The sequence below is a fragment of the Cobetia amphilecti genome (assembly GCF_032923285.1).
GTDB classification, from domain to species: Bacteria; Pseudomonadota; Gammaproteobacteria; order Pseudomonadales; family Halomonadaceae; genus Cobetia; species Cobetia amphilecti.
Genome location: NZ_CP136695.1, coordinates 4,004,052 through 4,025,809 on the forward strand (window position 1 = coordinate 4,004,052; position 21,758 = coordinate 4,025,809).

The window sequence follows — 21,758 nt, forward strand, 5'->3', positions numbered from 1 at the left end:
CCATACCGATTACGCATACGGCATACCAATTCAGGAATCACGCTCCACCAATGACTCCGTCACGGCGCGCTGACACCCGCCAAAAGAAAAGCCGCCACCCAGAGGGTGACGGCTTGCGTGGTCGTGCAGCGCCCATGAACCAGCCGCTGGCTGGCCGGGATGTCAGCGAGAGCTGCGTGGCCAGTGCTCCAGCATGTCGGCCAGCACACCGGCTGGCGCCTCTTCGGTAATCACCGCTCGGCCGATGCGCTCAAGCAGGATCAGGCGCAGACGACCGTCGACATTCTTCTTGTCCAGTTGCATGTGCTTGAGGAAGTCCTCGACGCCCATGTCTTCCGGAGCCGCCAGCGGCAAGCCTGCCTTGGCGATGATGTGCGAGACACGCTCCACATCCGCACTCGACAGCCAGCCCATGCGCGCCGAAAGCTCAGCCGCCATCAGCATGCCGGTGCCGACGGCTTCGCCGTGCAGCCAGACGCCATAGCCCTGGTCCGTCTCGATGGCATGCCCGAAGGTGTGGCCCAGATTGAGCAGCGCACGCACGCCCTGCTCGGTCTCATCCTGCGCCACGACATCCGCCTTGATGGCACAGCTGCGGCGAATGGCTTCACCGAGCAGGGCCTCGTCCAGCGCCATCAGGGCCGTCATGTTGTCTTCCAGCCAGCTCAGGAAGCTTTCATCCCACAGCAGACCATACTTGATGACCTCGGCCATGCCCGCTGACAGCTCACGCTGCGGCAATGTCTTGAGACTTGCGGTATCGATCAGCACCAGACGCGGCTGCCAGAAGGCGCCCAGCATGTTCTTGCCACGCGGATGGTTGACGCCGGTCTTGCCGCCCACCGAGGAATCCACCTGCGACAGCAGTGTGGTCGGCACCTGGATGAAGGCTGCGCCCCGCTGATAGCAGGCCGCCGCGAAGCCGGTCATGTCACCGATCACGCCACCACCGAGGGCGATCAAGGTACAGCGGCGATTGAAGCCGGCCTCGAGCAGGGCATCCCAGATCAGGCCGATGCTGGCCATGTGCTTGGTCTGCTCACCGTCGTCGAGGATGACCTCGCGGATATCGAGCCCCTCGCCCAACGAGGCCTTCAGTGCGTCCAGATACAGCGGTGCCACCACGGTGTTGGTGACGATCATCACCTGACGCCCCGCAAGGTGCTCCCGAATCAGATCACCACGTGCGGTCAGGCCCGGCCCGATATGAATGGGGTAACTACGCTCGCCGAGCGCGACATCAAGACGATGAGCAGGTGCCAGGGACATCAGAATTCTCCTTGGGCGAAACAGATGACAGCGACTGATGCCCGCCAGGGCCACCAGCCGCTGATGAGACTAGCCAGGGGCGTGCAACGGGTCCGCCAGCGCCTTGATGCGGCGACGGATCTCGTTGGTGACCGCCCGAGGGCTGCGCCGATCGGTACGCACGATGATATCGGCCGTCTCGCGGTAGAGCGGGTCACGCAACTCGAACAGGCGCTTGAGCACCCGCCCGGGGTCATCCTGCTGCAACAGCGGACGATTGCGATCACGGCCGGCTCGCTTGAGCTGCTGTTCGACAGGCGCGTAGAGATACACGACAGTGCCGCGTTCGCGCAGTACGCGCCGATTGGCCTCCGCCATGATGGCGCCACCACCGGTGGCCATCACGACTTCCTTGAGCGAGGTCAGCTCATCGATGACAGCCTGCTCACGTTCACGAAAGCCGGACTCGCCCTCGACGTCGAAAATCCACGGAATGCTGGCTCCGCAGCGGTCTTCAATCACATGGTCGCTATCGCAAAATTCACGATGCAAGTCGGCCGCCAGCAGGCGGCCGATAGTGCTCTTGCCGGCCCCCATGGGGCCGACAAGGAATACGTTGGGAATCACATGCATCAGCGCACCGCCAGGCCGTCCTCGATGATCTTCGGGGTAATGAATACCAGCAATTCTACCTTCTCGTTGGACTCTTCGGTATAGCGGAACAGATTCCCGATCACCGGCAGGTCCCCGAGGAAGGGCGTCTTGAAGACACTGCGGATCTGCTCGGAGGTCAGAATGCCGCCCAGCACCACGGTTTCGCCGTCACTGACCAGCACCTGCGTCTCGATTTCATTGGTATCGATGGCCGGTTCGCCATTGAAGCTGTCATCGGAGACATCGTCATTGTTGATCAACAGATCCATGATGATGCGGTTGTCAGGCGTGATCTGCGGCGTCACTTCCAATGCCAGCACCGCTTCCTTGAACTCGATGTTGGTCGCACCGCTGGAGGTCGCCTCCTCGTAGGGGATTTCCTGACCCTGCTTGATGACGGCCTTCTTCTGGTTGGCGGTGATGATCTTGGGCTGGGAGATGGTCTGGCTCTTGCCTTCGCTTTCCAGCGCCGAGAGTTCCAGGTCCAGCAGGATATCGCCGGACAGGTAACCGAAGCTGAAGGTACTGCCCGGATCACTGTCATCGCCGAGATTGACACTCAGGCCGCCATCACTGGTCGTACCGGTCGACGCGCCTTCCAGGCCGAACTTGCCGTTGCTGCTGTTGGAAAGCCCCCAATTGACACCGATCTCGCTGGAGACGCTGCTGCGCGCGATGACGATGCGCGCCTCGATCTGCACCTGACGCACCGGGATATCGAGATATTCCAGCGTGCCGCGAATGGACTCGAGCGTATCGCGGGTATCCTGGATCAGCATGGTGTTGGTGCGCTCATCGACCATCACGCGGCCCCGCTCGGACAGCAGACCGATACCGCCTTCACCGCGCAGCAACGCCGCCAGATCCGCCGCCTTGGCATAACGCACCTGGATGTATTCGGTGGTCATCGGCGCCAGCTCCTTGACCTGCTGGTTCGCCTCGAGCTCCTTGCGCTCCAGTGCCGCCAGCTCTTCCGCCGGCGCGACCATCAGCACGTTGCCCATGCGACGACTGGCCAGACCATTGGACTTGAGCACCAGATCCAGCGCCTGATCCCAGGGCACTTCCTTCAGGTTCAGGGTCACGTTGCCGGTGACGTTGTCACTGGCGACCAGATTGAGCCCGGTGAAGTCAGCGATGATCTGCAGCACGGAGCGCACTTCGATGTTCTGGAAGTTGAGCGAGATCTTCTTGCCGGTGTAGGGGAACTTGTCCTTGATGCGCTCCGCCTGCTCTTCGCGCGTCAGCGGCTTGACCTCGAGCACCAGCTCGTTGCCTGCCTGGGTGGCCAGCTGGGTGTAGTAGCCACTGGCGTCCACCACCATGCGCACGCCATCACGGGTACGCTGCGGATCGATACGCGTCACCGGCGTGGCGAAATCGCCGACATCCAGCACCTGATTCATCTCCGGCGGCAGCTTCACGCCCTTGATGTCGACGTAGATCTTGCGCCCGCGCTCGGTGACGCGCGACTCGACGTTGGAGCGGTTGAAGTTGATCACGACGCGACCTTCACCGTCCGTGCCACGACGGAAATCGATGCCACTGACGGCCGGCTCGCTTGCCACTTCCAGGGCACGATTGTCAGGCGGCACGTTGGCGGCGTTCGCCTGGGAGGCAGCCGCAGGCTGAGCGCCCGGCGCACCGCCCTGCTCGCCGATGATGACGTAGAGGCTGTTGCCCTCGGTGCGCGTGACGTACGGCTTGGACTGGTTGAGCTTCATGACCAGACGCGTGCGCGAGCCGGCCTCCAGCGCCACCAGTTCGTCCACGCCGCTGAGCCCCAGATCGAAGCGACGCTTGTCGAGCTGACTGCTGGTATCCAGGAGGTCGATGGTGATTCGCGGCGGCGTCTCGATACGGTAGCCCTTGACCTCCGGCACTCCGCCGACGAAGTCGAGCTTGAGCTCCATACGGTCGCCCCCGAGGGCGGTGAAGTTGAGGTCCTGCAGCGACGACGCGGCCATCGCCACATTCGCCATCAGGCTACCGACTGCCGCCAGCCCCAGCAGACTCATTCGTTGCAATCGCGTCATGTTCCCTAGTCCCCTGTCTCGCCGTGGCTCCGTTCAACCGTCGGGCTGATCGCGCCTTATTCTTATCGAAGCGTTATGGTGTCGGTCGCCAACTCTTGCGGGTCGACCGTTCGTCTTCCGTGACAATATGGCTACTGCCAACGCCAGTGATCTCAACCACCTTGCGACACGGGCTCTTTCAGCGCCATGGCGCGAGACCGCTCTATCCAACCGCCCTGACCATTGGGCACGATTTCCACCATATCGATCTGCGTATCACCGATACGGGTGATCCTGCCGAAGTTGCTGCCCATGTGATTGCCGACCCGCACACGCTGGACTTCCTGCTCAGGCGTCAGAATCAACGCCGAACGCGCGCCATCGACATCCAGCGTCCCGACCATGCTGAGCTGCTCCATCGGCCAGGCTTCCAGTGGTTCACGAGGGCGATCGAGGTCCGGTCGCACACCGTTGTCGACGGCCGTCAGCTCCTCTTCGGGCTCCGGCAGGCGTGACTGGAAAGGACTGCGCGCATCCGCCATGTCATAGGTGACGGGATGATACTCGGGTTGCGGCGGCAACTCCTGCACCTTGCCGGAAGGACGCCCTCTCAAGGACTCGAGCTCCCCCTCCAGCGCGCCCAGCTGCGGATCCCCACACCCCGCCAGCAGAGTGACCAGCAACGCACTTCCCAACACGGTATTTCGACGTGTCATCAGGCTCATTGCTTGCCTCCTGATGTTGCCGGGGTCTGACGATAATTGTAGGTCTTGGCCAGCAGCGAAAGCTCGAGATCATCGCTGTTGGCGACCGGCGTCAGCACGAAATCATGCAGCGTCACGATGCGTGAAAGCCCCGCGACACCGGAAATGAAGGCGGCGATACGATGATAGTCGCCACGCACCTTGATATCGAAAGGTTGTTCGACGTAGAAGTTGCGATTCTCCGCCGGCTTCAGACGAATGTACTCGACCGCCAGCTGGTTGTTGATCGCCGTCTCGCTGATGTCATCCAGCAGCGCCGGGACTTCCGCGTCGGTGGGCAGCATTTCCAGCAGCTGGCCCATGCGGGACTCCAGCTCCACCATCTGCTCGCGCATGGCCGGCAGGTTGGCGGCCTTGAATGCCTTGCTCTCGAACTGCTGGAGCAGCTGACTTTCCTGGGCACGCAGACGCTCGAGGTCTTCCGCCTTGGGCGCCGCAAGGAACCAATGGGACGCCCAGAACAGGGCACCCAGCACGATGAGTGCCAGCACGGCCTGCAGCGTGACCGGCCAGATGCCGGCTTCCTTCAGATCAAGATCACGAAAATCCGTCGACTTGAGGCGGCGGATTTCAGCATCGATGAAACTCATCGCCGACCTCCTTTCTTGTCATTTTCCGCATCGGCAGCGCTCAGCGCCGACCCCGTCGGGCGCTCCGGAATCATGATATTGAAACTGCGCTGATCGTCGTCATTGCTCTGCACATCGGAGAGCGTCGGGGTGCCGAAGGAATCCGACAGGGCAATGGCGCGCATCAGGCCGGAGACCTGACGCGTGCTTTCCGCCGTGCCATTCGCCTTGAGCTGGCGCCCGCTGCGACTGATGCTCTGATACCAGGCGCCGTCCACCAGAGACGTCACCAGCTGATTGAAGACCCGTACCGTTTCCGGACGCGAGAACTGCAGACTGCGGATCAGCTCTATCTGGTCGAGCATCTGGGTGCGGCGTGCCTCTATGTCCTCGACTTCCTTGATGTCACGATTGAGGCGGGCCATTTCCTTCTCGATGAAGGCATGGCGCTGCTGCTGCGCCTCGAGCTGGCTCTGGTAATACTCGCTCATGCCATAGCCACCACCGATGCCGATGACGGCCGCCAGCGCCAGTATGCCCATGAAGCGCTTGCTGCGCTTCTCACGCCGGTCTTCACGCCAGGAAAGCAGGTTGATCTCGATGGTCATGAGCGCTTCCTCATCGCAAGACCGCAGGCCGTGAGCATCGCCGGGGCATCGCCCGCCAGCGCCTGGATGTCGACGCGCGGATTGACGCTCATGTGAGTGAAGGGGTTGGCCATGATCACTTCAAGCCCGGTGTGTTCCGCCAGGCCTTCACGCAGCCCGACGATGGCGGCCGTACCGCCCCCGAGCAGGATACGCTGCACCTCGCGGCGCTTGCCGGCGGTGTAATAGAGCTGCAGTGAGCGTGCGATCTGCTGGATGAGCGTCTCGCGGAACGGACCCAGCACTTCGCTGTCATAGGTATCCGGCAGACCGCCCCGCTTCTTGGCCAGGCCCGCCTCATCATTGGAGAGATCGAAGCGATTCATGATCTCGTCCGTCAGCTGACGCCCACCGAAGACGGCGTCGCGACTGTAGACGATGCGGCCATTCTGGATGACGTGGAAGGCGGTCATCGTCGCGCCGATATCGACGACGGCAACGCACTCTTCGTTGTCGTAGGTCGGCGGCAACTGATGACGCAGCTCGCCGAAGGCGCGCTCGAGGGAGAAGGTCTCGACATCGACGGCAGCCGGCTCGAGGCCGGCCTGGGACAGTGCCGAGGTCAGCTGATCGACGTCCAGGCTGCGACACGCCACCAGCAGCAGATCCTGCTGATCGGGATTGCGCGGATTGACGCCCAGATGCTGGAAGTCGAACGCGACATCGTTCAGCGGAAAGGGAAAGTGCTTCTCGGACTCGAGCGCGATGCGCTGCTCGATCTCGTCATCGGCGAGATTGGCCGGGAAGCTCAATGTCTTGGTGATGGCAGCGCTCGCGGGAACCGCGACCACAGCACGCTTCGAGCGCGGCTGTGCCTGCTCGACCGCGCGCTTGATGGCCAGCACGACTTCGTCCATGTCCCGTATACGTCGCTCGACGACTGCGCCTTCCTTGAGTGGACGCACCGCATAGCTATCGATCTGGTATCGATTTCCTTGCCTGGACAGCTCCAGGAGCTTCACCGTGGCCGACGTGATATCGACCCCGATGAGTCCCTTGCCGGCGGATTTGAGTCCCAGCAATTGGCGTTCCCCTGCTCTGATGACGATCTTGCCAGACTGGCTGGCCGCCGGTTCCCTGACGACGTTGCCGCGACACCCTCTATCATTCCAGGATGTTACATTATGTTTCCCAGAATAACACAACAGACGCGCAAGTCAGGGTTCAACGCTGGCCGCATCTGAACCCGCTACTTATAATGCCCCAGCAATGGAATTGCCAATCCCCGCGCAGCCACTCGCTTTTCTTACCCACGGACCCTGTCTTGCCATGAAGCTATTGAGACGACTATTTTCGCCAGTGTTCTGGCTGCTGCTATCACTATGTGCCGCGGGACTTCTGGCCATCGTTGGCGCTTCGCTGTACTTCTCGCCGGGCCTACCCGACGTCCATCAGCTTCAGGATACCAAGCTGCAGACGCCGCTGCGCATCTATACCCGCGATGGCAAGCTGATCGGCGAATACGGTGATCAGCGCCGCATCCCGGTCACCTACGACGAGATCCCCGAGACCTTCGTCGACGCCCTCCTCGCCGCCGAGGACAGCAACTTCTTCTCCCACCCGGGCATCGACCCCAAGGGGCTGGCGCGCGCGGCCGTGCAGCTGGCCTCCAGCGGCAGCATCCAGTCCGGTGGCAGCACCATCACCATGCAGGTAGCGCGCAACTATCTGCTGACGCTGGACCAGACCTTCACGCGCAAGATTCGCGAGATTCTGCTGTCGCTGCAGATGGAAGAGATCCTCTCCAAGCAGGAGATCATGGAGCTCTACGTCAACAAGATCTTCCTGGGCCATCGCGCCTACGGGATCGCCGCCGCTGCGCGTACCTACTACGACAAGTCCCTGGATGAACTGACCCTGGCCGAGCAGGCCATGCTGGCCGGCCTACCCAAGGCGCCATCGAGCTTCAACCCGCTGACCAACCCGCAGCGCGCACTGATCCGTCGCAACTGGATCCTGCTGCGCATGAAGGAGCTGGGCTACATCGAGCCGCAGGCCTATGACGAAGCCGTCAAGGCACCGATCACCGCGGCACGCCACTATTCCAGACCGGAAGTGCAGGCACCCTATGTCGCGGAAATGGCACGCAGCTTCGCCGTCGACCGCTTCGGCGACAAGGCCTACACCGACAACGTCCGCATCACCACGACGCTGGACAGCTCGCTGCAGCCAATGGCACGTGATGCGCTGATCAAGGGACTGATCGCCTACGATACCCGCCACGGTTGGCGCGGGGTCGAGGAATCCGACATCGCCGCCTCCCTGGCGGAAGCTCAGGACCAGACCGATCAGGCCGGCCTCGAGGAAGAACTCTCCAAGTCACCGGAAGTGCTGGAAACCGCCAAGCAGGCGGCCCAGAAAAGCGAGAAGCGCATCGCCGGCATCGACCGTGATGTCTCGAACTGGCTGAAAGTGCTCGATCGCACCCCGGATTACGGCCCGCTGAAGGCCGCCATCGTGGTCGAAAGCACCGGCAAGCAGATGAAGGCACTGCTGGCCGACGCCACGGTCGTGACCCTCGACTGGGATGGCCTGAAGTGGGCGCGCGAGTACAAGAGCGCCAAATGGCGTGGTGGCGTGCCGGGCTCGGCCGCCGAGATCGCCAAGGCCGGTGATCTGGTACGCGTGATCAAGCAGGACGACGGCTACCGTCTGGGCCAGCTGCCGGACGCGCAATCCGCCATCGTCTCGCTGGACCCGGAAAGTGGTGCCATCCTCGCCCTGCAAGGTGGCTTCAGCTATTCCGCCAGCAAGTTCAACCGCGCCATCCAGGCACGCCGTCAGGCAGGCTCGATCTTCAAGCCGTTCGTCTATCTGTCCGGGCTCGAGCAGGCCGGCATGTCGCCGGCGACCATCATCAACAACGCCCCTGTCGTGCTTCAGGACGGCGGCAAGGTGTGGCGTCCGGAGAATGCCGGCGGCAAGTTCACCGGCCCGACCCGTATCCGCGTTGGCCTGTATCGTTCGCTGAACCTGGTCTCCGTGCGTCTGCTGCAGACAGTCGGCCTCGACAAGACTCTCGACTTCCTGGTCAAGCTGGGCTTCCAGCGTGACGAGCTGCCCAATGGCCTGTCACTGGCCCTGGGCAGCGCCTCGCTGACCCCGCTGGAGATGGCACGCGGCTATGCCGTGCTCTCCAATGGCGGCTTCCGTGTCGAGCCCTGGTACATCGATACCATCACGCGTGGCGATGACGAGACCGACTATGAAGCGCATCCGCCGGTTGCCTGCGCCAACTGTGCGCCGGGCATGGTCACCGTCAATCGTGACGGTCGCCAGTACCCGCTGGCCGAGCGTGTCGCCTCCCCCGAAGCCATGTATCTGATCCGTGACATGATGCAGGATGTCATCAAGCGCGGTACTGGCCGTGGCGCCCTGGCGCTGGGTCGTGATGATCTGGCCGGCAAGACCGGCACCACCAACGACCAGCGTGATGCCTGGTTCTCCGGCTTCAACAGCAAGCTGGTGGCCACGGTCTGGGTCGGCAAGGACTCCAACGACACCCTGGCCGAGTATGGCGCCCAGGCCGCCCTGCCCATCTGGGCCGACTACATGCGCGGTGCCCTCAAGGGCATGCCGTCCTCCACCATGGAGCGTCCGGACAACATCGTGACGGCGACCATCGACCCGGACTCTGGCAAGCGCCTGCGCAGCGGTCAGTCCGGCGGCATCAGTGAGCTGTTCCGCAAGGATAATCTGCCGCCCTACCAGGAACGCACCATCCGCAAGGAACTGGAGCAGGAAAGCGGTTCGGAAGGTACCGGAACTTTCGAGGCCATCTTCTGATCTGATCTCCAGACCTCGCCTGCCAGCCTCATCGGCAGGGGGAGAGCCCAAGGAAGAGCGGCCGCTGGTCGCTCTTCTGCCATCTGAGCATTCGCAAGGCTCCCCCATATCGCGATCCACTGGTAGCGTCCGGATGACGCGCCAGGCCGCCTCGCTCAGCAAGCGTCATCTCGCAAGCCACATTCCCGATGATGATGTCATGCCTCAAACATGCCGGAGTTCGCATGCTTCACCCATTGCCCACACTGCGCAGGACCGCGTTTCTGTGCCTGGCCCTGCTTCCCCTCGACACGGCTGTCGCAGACGACCTCTTCTATGCACCGCCACCCGCCAGCGAGGACTCTGAGCCCTTCAGCGGCCAGGCCGAGCTGGGCTTCACCAAGCTGTCGGGCAACTCGAACAGCGAGACCCTGCTGGGCAAGACCAGCCTCTCCTGGCATCTGAAGCCCTGGACTCACACCTTCCGTGTGGAGGCCAAGCATGTCTCCAGCAGTGGCGAGACCACGACCGACAAGTACCTGGTCGGACAGCGCGAGCGCTATGATCTCAGCGATGATCACTACGCCTTCGGGCTGCTGCGCTGGGAGAAGGAGCGCTTCTCCGGCTACAACCACCAGGTCACCTCCATCGTCGGTGAGGGCATCACGATACTGGATGGCCCCGAGCACAACCTCTCCCTCGAGGCCGGGCCGGGCTATCGCTTCGATGACATCACGGCGGGGGATCACGAGAACTACCTGCTGGGCTATGGCGCGATGGACTACCGCTGGCAGCTGTCCGACACCTCCAAGTTCGAACAGCAGTTCTCGGCGGAGGCCACACGCGAGAACGTGATCAGTCGCAGCTATACCGCGCTGACGGTCGCCATCAATGCAAGCCTCGCTCTCAAGCTCTCGCACGAGATCGAGAACAACACCAACCCGCCCGACGAGTCGGATGCCAAGACCGACACCACCACGGCGGCCTCCATCCTCTACAGCTTCTGAGCACAGGCCTGACGCCTGCCTGCCCAGGTGCCAGTCGCTGATGGCTCATGGCTCGCGGTTCATGACTGAAAGCAGCCACCAACAAAAAGCCCTCGCCGGAATCTCCGACGAGGGCTTTTTCATGTCCTGCGTCGCTTCAGCGACGCCGCCAACCGGCCATTCGACCGCTGACGCTTAACCGTAGACCTGATCCGTGCTGGTCAGCGGGTAGTGCGCCGGGTACGGCTTGCGTGCGACACCGGAATCGATGGCCGCCTGGGCCACGGCGGCCGGCAGACGCTCGAGCAGACGCGAGTCCATCGGCGTCGGGATGATGTAACCCGGGCCGAATTCGAGGCTGTCGATCTCGTAGGCATCCAGCACATCCTGGCTGACCGGCTCACGCGCCAGGTCTTTCAGGGCGTGAACGGCGGCCAGCTTCATCTCTTCATTGATGCGCGTCGCACGCACATCCAGCGCGCCACGGAAGATGAACGGGAAGCCCAGCACGTTGTTGACCTGGTTCGGGTAGTCGGAGCGACCTGTCGCCATGATGACGTCCGGGCGTGCTTCGCGAGCGGTATCCGGGTGAATCTCCGGGTCCGGGTTGGAGCAGGCGAAGACGATCGGATTGACGGCCATCTTCTTGAGCTGCTCTGCCTTGAGCAGGTTCGGGCCGGACAGACCGACGAAGACGTCGGCGCCATCGATGGCATCGTCCAGGGTGCGCAGCTCTGTCTCGGTGGCGAACATCGCCTTGTACTGGTTCAGGTCGTCACGACCGCTGTGGATCACGCCCTTGCGGTCGAGCATGAAGATGTTCTCGACCTTGGCACCACTGGCCACCAGCAGCTTCATGCAGGCGATGGCGGCAGCGCCGGCACCCAGGCAGACGATGCGCGCGTCTTCCAGCTTCTTGCCGGCGATATCCAGGGCGTTGAGCATGCCGGCCGCGGTGACGATGGCGGTACCGTGCTGGTCGTCATGGAAGACCGGGATGTTGCACTGTTCGATCAGCGCCTGTTCGACTTCGAAGCACTCCGGTGCCTTGATGTCTTCCAGGTTGATGCCACCGTAGGTGGTGTGGATGCGACGCACGGTGTCGATGAAGGCCTGCGGGCTTTCCGCATCCACTTCGACATCGACGGAGTTGATGCCAGCGAAGCGCTTGAACAGCACGCCCTTGCCTTCCATGACCGGCTTGGAAGCCAGCGGCCCCAGGTTGCCCAGGCCAAGGATGGCAGTCCCGTCAGAGATGACCGCGACCAGGTTGCCCTTGCCGGTGTACAGGTAGGCATTTTCCGGGTCGGCGGCGATTTCTCGGCACGGCTCGGCAACGCCCGGGCTGTAGGCCAGCGCCAGGTGCTTGGCGGTCTCGGTCGGCTTGGTCAGCTCGATGGAGAGCTTTCCGGGAATCGGTTCGGCGTGATATTGCAGTGCTGCTTTCTTCATGGCATCAGACATGCGTGTCATCCGGTATTTTGGCGGGGGGTTGGCTGCTCCAGAATATAGAAAAAGACACCTCTGAACAACCGACGCAACTTGCTGTTATGCATGACTTTAAAACGATTGTTTAAAAAACATTTTAGCCATTCGTCTAACGTTATGGATGCCCTGCTCAGCCATAAACCTTTCCTTATCGCTGACCGGCTTCCACGCCGATTTCGCCCCGAGATGACGCCACGATTCGTGCAAGATCCTCGATTTTCGACCTATCACTGACGCAACCCGCCATTCCGGCGCGCTTGATGCAGAGGCAGAGCAGAAAAAGTGCCAAATCGGAAACAATCTTTCCTTTCAGCAAGCGCAGCGCCGGGGTGACATCTTCGCAAGGGCATCACGGCAGACCATCACATCAGACCATTACGACCAGAACATCACGACAAGGGCATCCCGGGCCGGCTGCCATGGTCGTGGCTCTCTTCAGAGCGGCCTGAACGACAGGCACAAAAAAACCCGCTCGTGAGCGGGTTTTTCGTCCATGACGCTGCAAGATGCGCAGCGCCATGAAAGCGACAAGCAGCTGAAGGTATCAGCGCTTGATGGCAGCACCGAAACGCTTGTTGAAGCGCTCGACGCGACCACCGGTGGTAGCCTGCTTCTGCTTGCCGGTGTAGAACGGGTGGCACTCGGAGCACACGTCAAGCGCGAAAGTCTGCTTGGAAGTGGTACCGATTTCGTGCTGCGCGCCGCAGGAGCAAGTTGCGGTCTGGCGCTGGTAGTCCGGATGGATACCCTGTTTCATGATGTGTAACCTCAGGTCGCTGTGCACCGCCACCTGATCACTTGCCAGGCACCGTACACGGGTTTTGGATTGAACCGGTCATTCCGCCGTTTCCGACGGAAGGCCGCGCATTTTACCAGTCATCTGCCGCAAGACCAAACTTTGTGCCGTTTATTGCGGGCAACACTCTGTAGACTGCGTGCCACGGCGTACACCCGTTTTTCCTGAATGCTTCATATCACCTCATATCCGGATACCTTGCGTGCCTGACACTACCGACAAGACTGCGACTCACCTGCCGGGACGTGTGCTGGGCATCGCGATTCCCGGCCCGCTGCGCGATCTGTTCGACTACCTGCCATCCCGCCAACCGCCCCGCCACGGCTGGCAGGTGGGCCTGCGCGTGCGCGTCGAATTCGGGCGTCGCCAGCTGGTCGGGGTGATCGCCGAGCTGCGCAGCGACTCAAGCTTCCCCATCGACAAGCTCAAGCCTGTCAGCGAAGTCATCGATGACGAACCGCTGCCGGCCGACTGGTTGTGGATATGTCAGTTTACCGCGCGTTATTACCAGCACTCGCTCGGCGACACCTTCGCCCAGGCGATGCCCTCGCTGCTGCGTCAGGGGCGCGCCCTGGAGGCGCGTACCCGTGAGCGCTGGACGCTGACCGACAAGGGCCGCGCCACCGAGCCGGCAAGCCTGGGGCGAGCCACCCGCCAGATCGCCTTGCTGGAGCTGCTCGCTCAGCATCGTCATGGCCTGGTGCACAGCGCCATCACCGCCCAGGGCTTCACCCGCCAGCAGCTGGAGACCCTGCGCGGTCGCGGCTATATCGAATCCCGTGAGGAGCCGGTGACCGGCGCCACGCCGGAGCAGGCCAACAAGGGCGTGCTCGCCGAACCCGGCCTGGCCCTCAATGATGAGCAGGGTCGCGCCCTCTCGCGTCTGCATGAAGGCCTGAGCCGCTTCTCGCCCACGCTGCTGGAGGGCGTGACCGGCTCCGGCAAGACCGAGGTCTATCTGCAATTGATCGAGGCGGTGCTGGACCGCGGCGGCCAGGCGCTGGTGCTGGTGCCCGAGATCGGCCTGACGCCCCAGACGCTGGAGCGCTTCCGCAGACGCTTCCGCGTGCCGCAGGTGATGCTGCACTCCGGCGTCAGCGATGGTGAACGCCTTGATGGCTTCGAAGCCGCCCGCAGCGGTCGTGCGCGCATCGTGATCGGCACCCGCTCCGCCATCTTCACGCCGATGGCCAGACTCGGCGTGATCATCGTCGACGAGGAGCACGACGGCTCCTTCAAGCAACAGGACGGCCTGCGCTATCACGCCCGCGATCTGGCGCTGGTGCGCGGCAAGCAGGAAGGCATACCCGTGGTGCTCGGCAGCGCCACGCCGTCTCTGGAAAGCCTGCGCCATGCACGCGAGGGGCGCTTCACGCATCTGCACCTGCATCAGCGGGCCGGTCGCAGCCAGCCGGCCCGCCTGCACCCCGTCGACCTGCGCGGCCGCATGACGCTGGGCGGCCTCTCGACCCAGAGTCTGGAGGCGATCGAGAAGCGCCTCGCCCAGGGCGATCAGGTGCTGGTGTTCATCAATCGGCGCGGCTTCGCCCCGACCCTGACCTGCCATGCCTGCGGCTGGATTGCCGAATGCGACAACTGCGATGCCCGCATGACCCTGCATCGCCATCCGCCCCAGCTGACCTGCCACCATTGCGAGCGCACCCGCCCGCTGCCGGATGCCTGCCCGGCCTGTGGCAGCGGGGATGTGCGCCCGCAGGGCGCGGGCACCGAGCGCACCGAAGAGCTGCTCGGCGAGAAATTCCCCGACGTGCCGGTGCTGCGCATCGACCGCGACAGCACCCAGCGCAAGGACGCCATGAGCGAGGCGCTGGCGGTGATTCGGCGTGGCGAGCCTTGCCTGCTGGTCGGCACCCAGATGCTGGCCAAGGGCCACCACTTCCCCCACGTCACCCTGGTGGTGGTGGTCAACGCCGACAGCGGCCTCTATGCCGCCGACTTCCGCGCGCTGGAGCAATCCGCGCAGCTGCTGGTGCAGGTCGCGGGGCGCGCCGGACGCGCCGAGCGCCCCGGCGAGGTATTGATCCAGACCCGCCACCCGGAAGACCCCAACCTGCTGACGCTGATTCAGGCCGGCTACCCGCAGCTGGCGGGGGAATTGCTCGAGGAGCGCCGCATCGCCCAGCTGCCGCCGTTCAGCCATCTGGCGCTGCTGCGCGCCGAGGCCAGCGACCAGCAGCAGGTCGAGCAGTGGCTATTGAAGGTCGGTGGCGCCCTGCGCCAGCACGTCGAGGCTGCCAATCTCAAGGTGGATTGCCTCGGCCCGGTTCCCGCGCCGATGGAGCGCCGCCAGAATCGCTATCACGCCCAATTGCTGTTGCGCTGTGCGAAACGCGGCCCATTGCATGAAGCGGCGGCCTGGCTGGTGACGCTCTGCGAGCAGGACCGCGACGCACGCCGCCTGCGCTGGTCGCTGGATGTCGATCCCATCGGCATGGCCTGAGCGATACGCAAGCGGTGTGACAGCCCTTCACACCGCTTGCGATGAACTGACCACTATCCCTGCAGGGCGCGGAATGCGGCGCGATTGATCACGACGGTTTATGCAAGCCGCAGGATCGGTGATAATGCCCGCCATCGTGCAGCGACATCCGCACTCCCCCATTGCCCGCAGGCCTGATGCCTGCAACCGCCTGCTGTATGGCACGCGGTGCGACCCGAGCCGTGAAGAGACCGATATTCCATGAAAGAGACGATCATCGAACTGCTGGGCCAGGCCCTGGAAACCCTCAAGGCCGACGGCACCCTGCCCGCCGACGCCAGCCCGCAGATCAAGGTCGACCCGACCAAGGACAAGAGCCACGGCGACTACGCCAGCAATCTGGCGATGATGACGTCCAAGGCCGCCGGCATGAAGCCGCGCGATCTGGCCGAGAAGCTTATCGCGGCGCTGCCGGCCTCCGATGCCGTCTCCAAGGTCGAGATCGCCGGGCCCGGCTTCCTGAACTTCTTCGCTGACACCGGTGCGGTAGCCGATATCGTGCGTCGCGTCTTCAGCGAAAGCGACAGCTTCGGTCACAGCGACGTGGGTGCCGGCGAGAAGGTGCAGGTCGAGTTCGTCTCCGCCAACCCGACCGGCCCGCTGCACGTCGGTCACGGCCGCGGTGCCGCGGTCGGCGACGTGCTGTGCCGCCTGCTGGCCGCCACCGGTCACGACGTCACGCGCGAGTTCTACTACAACGACGCCGGCGCCCAGATCAACAATCTGGCGCTCTCCGTCCAGGCGCGCGCCAAGGGCCTGGGCCCGGACGATGCCAGCTGGCCGGCCGATGGCTATCGCGGTGACTACATCAGCGAACTGGCTGCCTCCTATATGGCCGGCGACACCGTCGAAGCCGATGGCAAGCAGGTGACCGGCGCCGCGGACCCCGATGACCTGGAGGCCATCCGCGTCTTCGCCGTCGCCTACCTGCGCCATGAGCAGGATCTCGACCTCAAGGCCTTCGGCGTCGAATTCGATGTCTACTTCCTCGAGTCCTCGCTCTACAGCGACGGCAAGGTCGAGGAGACCGTCAAGCGCCTGGTCGACAACGGCTACACCTATGAAGACGACGGCGCCCTGTGGCTGCGCACCACCGACTTCGGTGATGACAAGGACCGCGTGATGCGCAAGCGTGACGGCGGTTACACCTACTTCCTGCCCGACGTCGCCTACCACCTCGACAAGTGGCAGCGTGGCTTCACCCAGGTCATCAACGAGCAGGGCGCCGATCACCACTCCACCGTGACCCGCGTGCGTGCCGGTCTGCAGGCTCTGCAGGCGGACATCCCCAAGGGCTGGCCGGACTACGTGCTGCACCAGATGGTCACCGTGATGCGCTCCGGCGAGGAAGTGAAGCTGTCCAAGCGTGCCGGCAGCTACGTGACCCTGCGCGACCTGATCGAGGAAGTCGGCCGCGACGCGACCCGCTACTTCCTGGCCGCACGTCGCGCCGACTCCCAGCTGACCTTCGACATCGACCTGGCGCGCTCCCAGTCCAATGACAACCCGGTCTACTACATCCAGTACGCTCACGCCCGCGTGCACAGCGTGCTGCGCAAGGCCAGCCGCGAAGAGAAGCCCTTCGACGAAGCCCTGGCCATGGCGCAGCTCACCCTGCTGACCAGCGACCAGGAAAAGGCCGTGATGAATCGCATGGCGCAGTTCCCGGACGTCGTCGCCCACGCCGCCAAGGTGCGCGAGCCGCAGCAGGTCGCCCAGTACCTGCAGGACCTCTCCTCCGACTTCCATACCTGCTACAACGCGGTGAAGGTGATGGTCGAGGACGACGCGACCCGCAATGCGCGCATGGCGCTGGGTCTGGCGACCGCTCAGGTCATCCGCAACGGCCTGGCCCTGCTGGGTGTCAGCGCTCCCGAGGAGATGTAAGCCATGGCTGCTCGCCGCCCCGCCAACAAGAAGCCCGCCTCCCGCCAGGGGGCGAGCCCCCGTCGGCAACCCGCTGCCAGCCAGAGCCGTGGTCTGCCCGGCTGGCTATGGGGCATCATCGGCCTGATCGCCGGCTTCGCTCTCGCGCAGTACTTCGAGAAACAGGCCCCGCGTCTACCGGTCGCGGCCATCGTGCCCAAGGCCAACACGCAGCAGAACGGACAGCAGAACGGGCAGCAAGCCGCCAAACAGGGCAACCAGCAGCAGAAGGAAGCCCCCGAAGAGTCCGCCGGCAACATGCCGACCTTCGAGTTCTACACCCTGCTGCCGGAAACCGAGGTGATCGCTCCCAAGGTGGATGAGTACAAGTCCACGCCGCGCCCGGGCAGCGCCGAGAGCACCAAGAAGTCCGAGGCCTCGCTGACCAACTACATGTTGCAGGCCGCGTCCTTCCGCGAGATGAGCGATGCCAAGAAGCTGGCCGGCAAGCTCAAGGACCTTGGCCTGCTGGCCAAGGTCAGTGACGTCAATGCCTCCGGCGGTACCGTCTGGCACCGGGTGCAGGTCGGTCCCTACAAGGACACCCGCGAGCTCAATCGCGCCCAGGACCTGATGAACACCCAGGGCATCGAGCCCTTGTTGATCAAGCTGCAGTAAGCCAGGCGTGAGCCTTGCGACAGACGGGCCCGCTCATTTTTGAGCGGGCCCGTTGCATGAGGGCGCAGACCAGGGCCGATCGCAGTCAACGCTGAGTCGCCGATGACTTGAAACCCGTATCGGCGCCCCCATCTACAGCATTCCGGTGAGATATCAGGCCCGCGTGCCGCCCGTCAGGCGGTGCAGGATCGCGGCAAGCAGTGGCAAGCGCCAGGCTGACGATCACCACCCGTTTTACGCGACGAGGCCACGGCCTCGTCTGCCCAGAAATGCCATGCCCGGCCCCGTTCACCTTATTCCAATCGCCGGCATGCTCTCTCAGGAGTTATCCATGACCACGATCGTCTCCGTGCGTCGCAACGGCCAGGTCGCCCTGGCTGGTGACGGCCAGGTATCCCTTGGCAACACTGTCATGAAAGGCAACGCCGCCAAGGTGCGTCGTCTGTATCGCAATCAAGTGCTGGCCGGTTTCGCCGGTGGTACCGCCGATGCCTTCACGCTGTTCGAACGCTTCGAAGCGCAGCTCGAGAAGTATCAGGGCCAGTTGGTGAAGTCCGCCGTGGAGCTTGCCAAGGAGTGGCGCTCAGACCGCGCCCTGCGCAAGCTTGAGGCCATGCTGGTGGTCGCCGACAAGCACGCCTCCTTGATCATCACCGGCAACGGTGACGTGGTCGAGCCCGAGCACGGCGTACTGGCCATCGGCTCCGGCGGCAACTACGCCGAGGCCGCTGCCCGCGCCCTGATCGAGAATACCGAGCTTTCCGCCCGCGAGATCACCGAGAAGTCCATCTCCATCGCGGCCGATATCTGCGTCTTCACCAACCACAATGCCATCATCGAGGAGCTGTCCTGAGATGTCCCAGATGACCCCGAAGGAAATCGTCAACGCCCTCGATCAGCACATCGTCGGCCAGCCTGAAGCCAAGCGCGCCGTGGCGGTTGCCATGCGCAACCGCTGGCGCCGCATGCAGCTCGATGACGATCTGCGCCCGGAAGTCACGCCGAAGAACATCCTGATGATCGGCCCGACCGGTGTCGGCAAGACCGAGATCGCCCGTCGTCTGGCCAAGCTGGCCGGCGCGCCCTTCCTCAAGATCGAGGCGACCAAGTTCACCGAGGTCGGCTATGTCGGCCGTGACGTGGAATCCATCATCCGCGACCTGGTCGAGGTCGCGATGAAGCTGGTGCGCGAAGACGCCATGAAGGAAGTGCGCGACAAGGCCGAAGATGCCGCCGAAGAGCGCATCCTCGACGCCCTGCTGCCGCGTGTGCGTGGCGAAGAGTACGACGCTGCCGCCAACAACAGCAGCACGCGCCAGATGTTCCGCAAGAAGCTGCGCGAAGGTCAGCTGGATGACAAGGAAATCGACATCGAGCTGAGCCCGGCCAGCCAGAGTCTCGATTTCGCCACCCCGCCGGGGATGGAAGAGATGACCAGCCAGCTGCAGTCCATGTTCTCCAACATGGGCAAGCAGCAGAAAGAGAGCCGTCGCATCACCGTCAAGGAAGCACTCAAGCTGGTTCACGAGGAAGAAGCGGCCAGAATGGTCAGCGATGAAGACCTCAAGAGCCGTGCCATCGAGGCCGTCGAACAGAACGGCATCGTCTTCCTCGACGAGATCGACAAGGTCGCCAAGCGTGGCGAATCCGGCAGTGGCGGTGACGTGTCCCGCGAAGGCGTGCAGCGCGATCTGCTGCCGCTGATCGAAGGCTCCACCGTGTCCACCAAGCACGGCATGGTCAAGACCGACCATATCCTGTTCATCGCCTCCGGTGCCTTCCACCTGTCCAAGCCGTCGGACATGATTCCGGAGCTGCAGGGCCGTCTGCCGATCCGTGTCGAGCTCAACGCCCTGACACCGGAAGACTTCAAGCGCATCCTGACCGAGCCGTCCGCCGCCCTGATCCGTCAGTACAAGGCATTGCTGGCGACCGAAGGCGTCGAGCTGAGCTTCGCGGATGACGCCATCGAGCGCATCGCGCAGATCGCCTATCAGGTCAACGAAGGCACCGAGAACATCGGCGCCCGTCGTCTGCACACCGTGATGGAGCGTCTGCTGGAAGAGATCTCCTACGAGGGTGGCGATCAGCCCGGCGAACTCAAGGTCGATGCCGCCTACGTCGATGCCCGTCTGGGTGATCTGGCGCGTGATGAAGACCTGTCGCGCTACATCCTCTGACGACACGCTCACGCGCCTGACAGCCCCTCATGGAAGCCAGTCCCGTTCCTGAGGGGACTTCTGACGCCCGATCCGGCTTGGCCCGGATCGGGCGTCAGTGCATCATGCGCACAAGACACATCGACCGGCCAAGCGCCGCGCTCGACGCCTATTGCCTTCGCCATGCCGCCCTGCGCCCCACGCCACCGCGCGGCATGCAAGCCCGAGGATGCCCCGATGAGCCACGACACTCCCAAGGACGCCGCCGCGTCCCACGACGCTGATACCAGCGGCCAGCAGCGCGACTACCGCCTCAATGAGCGCCATGCCCGCGATGGCGAAGAGGCCCCGGTACTGACGCGCGTGCACTACCACAAGTCAGAGCGCGAACTGGAGCTGGGCTACGCCGATGGCCAGAGCTTCCGCCTGAGCACCGAATTCCTGCGCGTGATGTCGCCGTCGGCAGAAGTGCGTGGCCACGGTGTCGGCCAGGAAACCCTGCAGGTCGGCATGCGCTACGTCGGGCTGACCAACATCACCCAGAGCGGCCGCTACGCGCTGAAGCTGCACTTCGATGATGGCCATGACAGCGGCCTGTATACCTGGGAATACCTGTGGGAACTGGCCAATCGCCGCGACGCCATGTGGGCCTACTACCTGCGCCAGCTGGAAGAGGCCGGCGCCTCGCGCGAACCACTGGGCATTCCGCTCAACCAGCTGTAAGCCACTGATGCCACTGGGCGCGGCAAGATGTCCGAGTCGACGTCTTGCCAAAAGACAGCCCGCTGGCCAGCGGTTACAATCGAGCCACTGCGAAAGCTCACCATATTGTGCTGACGTCGCCACGGCGGCGTCACAACAGGGGAAGTCATGGACAAGCGTACGACTCACTTCGGTTATCAGGAAGTTGCCGTGGACGAGAAGGCAGGCCGCGTCGCGGATGTCTTCCACAGTGTCGCCGCCAAGTACGACGTGATGAATGACCTGATGTCGTTCGGCATCCACCGTCTGTGGAAGCGCATCACCCTGGAGCGTGCCGGCGCCCGTCCCGGCCAGTCGGTGCTGGACATCGCCGGCGGCACCGGTGACCTGACGCTGAAGTTCTCGCGTCTGGTTGGCCCGAAAGGCCGCGTGGTGCTCGCCGACATCAATGCCTCGATGCTCAACGTCGGCCGCGACAAGCTGCTCGACCGTGGCGTCGGCGGCAACGTCGAATACGTGCAGGCCAATGCCGAAGCCCTGCCCTTCCCGGACAACACCTTCGACATCATCACCATCGCCTTCGGGCTGCGCAACGTCACCGACCAGGCCAAGGCCCTGCGCTCCATGCAGCGCATCCTCAAGCCGGGTGGCCGTCTGCTGGTGCTGGAATTCTCCAAGCCGGTCAATCCGCTGCTCTCCACCGCCTATGACCAGTACAGCTTCCGGCTGCTGCCCAAGATGGGCGAGATGGTCGCCGGCGACGCCGACTCCTACCGCTACCTGGCCGAGTCCATCCGCATGCACCCCGACCAGAAGACGTTGGCCGGCATGATGGAAGAGGCCGGTCTCGAGCGCGTCGAGTACACCAACCTGACGGGCGGCATCGTCGCGTTGCACCGCGGCATCAAGCTCTGAGGCTGT

18 protein-coding genes are annotated in these 21,758 nt (G+C 63.5%); 9 read left to right on the forward strand and 9 right to left on the reverse strand.

The features are described from left to right. Positions 1-162: 162 nt before the first annotated feature. The 7 genes from aroB to pilM all read right to left on the reverse strand — a co-directional run bounded on the left by aroB (position 163) and on the right by pilM (position 6,919). Positions 163-1,269: a 3-dehydroquinate synthase gene (gene aroB, locus R1T44_RS16900; protein WP_317292313.1), complete on the reverse strand. Its 1,107-nt coding sequence runs from the start codon at positions 1,267-1,269 to the stop codon at positions 163-165. 69 nt (positions 1,270-1,338) lie between these two features. Continuing rightward, positions 1,339-1,881, reverse strand: a complete 543-nt coding sequence (gene aroK, locus R1T44_RS16905) for a shikimate kinase AroK (protein WP_240548638.1) — start codon at positions 1,879-1,881, stop codon at positions 1,339-1,341. Continuing rightward, positions 1,881-3,938, reverse strand: coding sequence for a type IV pilus secretin PilQ (locus R1T44_RS16910; RefSeq protein ID WP_284726903.1), 2,058 nt, complete (start codon positions 3,936-3,938; stop codon positions 1,881-1,883). Before R1T44_RS16910 ends, aroK begins: the two co-directional genes overlap by 1 nt. Positions 3,939-4,090: 152 nt before the next feature. Beyond that, complete coding sequence (locus R1T44_RS16915; RefSeq protein ID WP_216060542.1) at positions 4,091-4,642, reverse strand: pilus assembly protein PilP; 552 nt, start codon at positions 4,640-4,642, stop codon at positions 4,091-4,093. Then, positions 4,639-5,271: a type IV pilus inner membrane component PilO gene (locus tag R1T44_RS16920; protein ID WP_043332958.1), complete on the reverse strand. Its 633-nt coding sequence runs from the start codon at positions 5,269-5,271 to the stop codon at positions 4,639-4,641. Before R1T44_RS16920 ends, R1T44_RS16915 begins: the two co-directional genes overlap by 4 nt. After that, positions 5,268-5,858, reverse strand: a complete 591-nt coding sequence (locus R1T44_RS16925) for a PilN domain-containing protein (RefSeq protein WP_064503256.1) — start codon at positions 5,856-5,858, stop codon at positions 5,268-5,270. Before R1T44_RS16925 ends, R1T44_RS16920 begins: the two co-directional genes overlap by 4 nt. Next, on the reverse strand, positions 5,855-6,919 hold the full coding sequence (gene pilM / locus R1T44_RS16930; RefSeq protein ID WP_107335932.1) for a type IV pilus assembly protein PilM: 1,065 nt from the start codon (positions 6,917-6,919) through the stop codon (positions 5,855-5,857). Before pilM ends, R1T44_RS16925 begins: the two co-directional genes overlap by 4 nt. 247 nt (positions 6,920-7,166) lie before the next feature. On the opposite strand from pilM, the gene R1T44_RS16935 reads away from it, so the two are divergent. Beyond that, positions 7,167-9,683: a penicillin-binding protein 1A gene (locus R1T44_RS16935; RefSeq protein ID WP_284726902.1), complete on the forward strand. Its 2,517-nt coding sequence runs from the start codon at positions 7,167-7,169 to the stop codon at positions 9,681-9,683. A 224-nt stretch (positions 9,684-9,907) separates the two neighbouring features. Beyond that, complete coding sequence (locus R1T44_RS16940; protein WP_043332961.1) at positions 9,908-10,669, forward strand: DUF481 domain-containing protein; 762 nt, start codon at positions 9,908-9,910, stop codon at positions 10,667-10,669. Positions 10,670-10,843: 174 nt separating this feature from the next. Here the strand turns inward: R1T44_RS16940 and R1T44_RS16945 are convergent, their stop codons facing one another. Together R1T44_RS16945 and rpmE are read right to left on the reverse strand one after the other, a co-directional pair. Next, the gene (locus R1T44_RS16945) at positions 10,844-12,112 is read right to left on the reverse strand and encodes a malic enzyme-like NAD(P)-binding protein (RefSeq protein ID WP_284726901.1); all 1,269 of its coding nucleotides are present in this window, start codon (positions 12,110-12,112) and stop codon (positions 10,844-10,846) included. A gap of 568 nt (positions 12,113-12,680) precedes the next feature. Beyond that, positions 12,681-12,893, reverse strand: a complete 213-nt coding sequence (gene rpmE, locus R1T44_RS16950) for a 50S ribosomal protein L31 (protein ID WP_054556509.1) — start codon at positions 12,891-12,893, stop codon at positions 12,681-12,683. A 241-nt stretch (positions 12,894-13,134) separates the two neighbouring features. On the opposite strand from rpmE, the gene R1T44_RS16955 reads away from it, so the two are divergent. The 7 genes from R1T44_RS16955 (at position 13,135) to ubiE (ending at position 21,752) form a co-directional block, all read left to right on the forward strand. Next, on the forward strand, positions 13,135-15,393 hold the full coding sequence (locus R1T44_RS16955) for a primosomal protein N' (RefSeq protein ID WP_284726900.1): 2,259 nt from the start codon (positions 13,135-13,137) through the stop codon (positions 15,391-15,393). A 240-nt stretch (positions 15,394-15,633) separates the two neighbouring features. Then, a complete protein-coding gene (argS, locus tag R1T44_RS16960) occupies positions 15,634-17,319 on the forward strand; it encodes an arginine--tRNA ligase (protein ID WP_043332965.1) in 1,686 nt (561 codons plus the stop codon). Positions 17,320-17,322: 3 nt separating this feature from the next. Beyond that, a complete protein-coding gene (locus tag R1T44_RS16965; protein ID WP_043332968.1) occupies positions 17,323-17,976 on the forward strand; it encodes an SPOR domain-containing protein in 654 nt (217 codons plus the stop codon). A gap of 331 nt (positions 17,977-18,307) precedes the next feature. After that, positions 18,308-18,829 (forward strand): ATP-dependent protease subunit HslV, encoded by a 522-nt coding sequence (gene hslV / locus R1T44_RS16970; RefSeq protein WP_043332970.1) that lies wholly within the window; start codon positions 18,308-18,310, stop codon positions 18,827-18,829. A gap of 1 nt (position 18,830) precedes the next feature. After that, positions 18,831-20,156, forward strand: a complete 1,326-nt coding sequence (gene hslU, locus R1T44_RS16975; protein WP_043332972.1) for an ATP-dependent protease ATPase subunit HslU — start codon at positions 18,831-18,833, stop codon at positions 20,154-20,156. Positions 20,157-20,489: 333 nt separating this feature from the next. Further along, positions 20,490-20,858 (forward strand): DUF971 domain-containing protein, encoded by a 369-nt coding sequence (locus tag R1T44_RS16980; protein WP_284726939.1) that lies wholly within the window; start codon positions 20,490-20,492, stop codon positions 20,856-20,858. Between the two features lie 147 nt (positions 20,859-21,005). Next, positions 21,006-21,752, forward strand: a complete 747-nt coding sequence (gene ubiE / locus R1T44_RS16985; protein ID WP_043332974.1) for a bifunctional demethylmenaquinone methyltransferase/2-methoxy-6-polyprenyl-1,4-benzoquinol methylase UbiE — start codon at positions 21,006-21,008, stop codon at positions 21,750-21,752. The last annotated feature ends 6 nt before the right edge of the window (positions 21,753-21,758 follow it).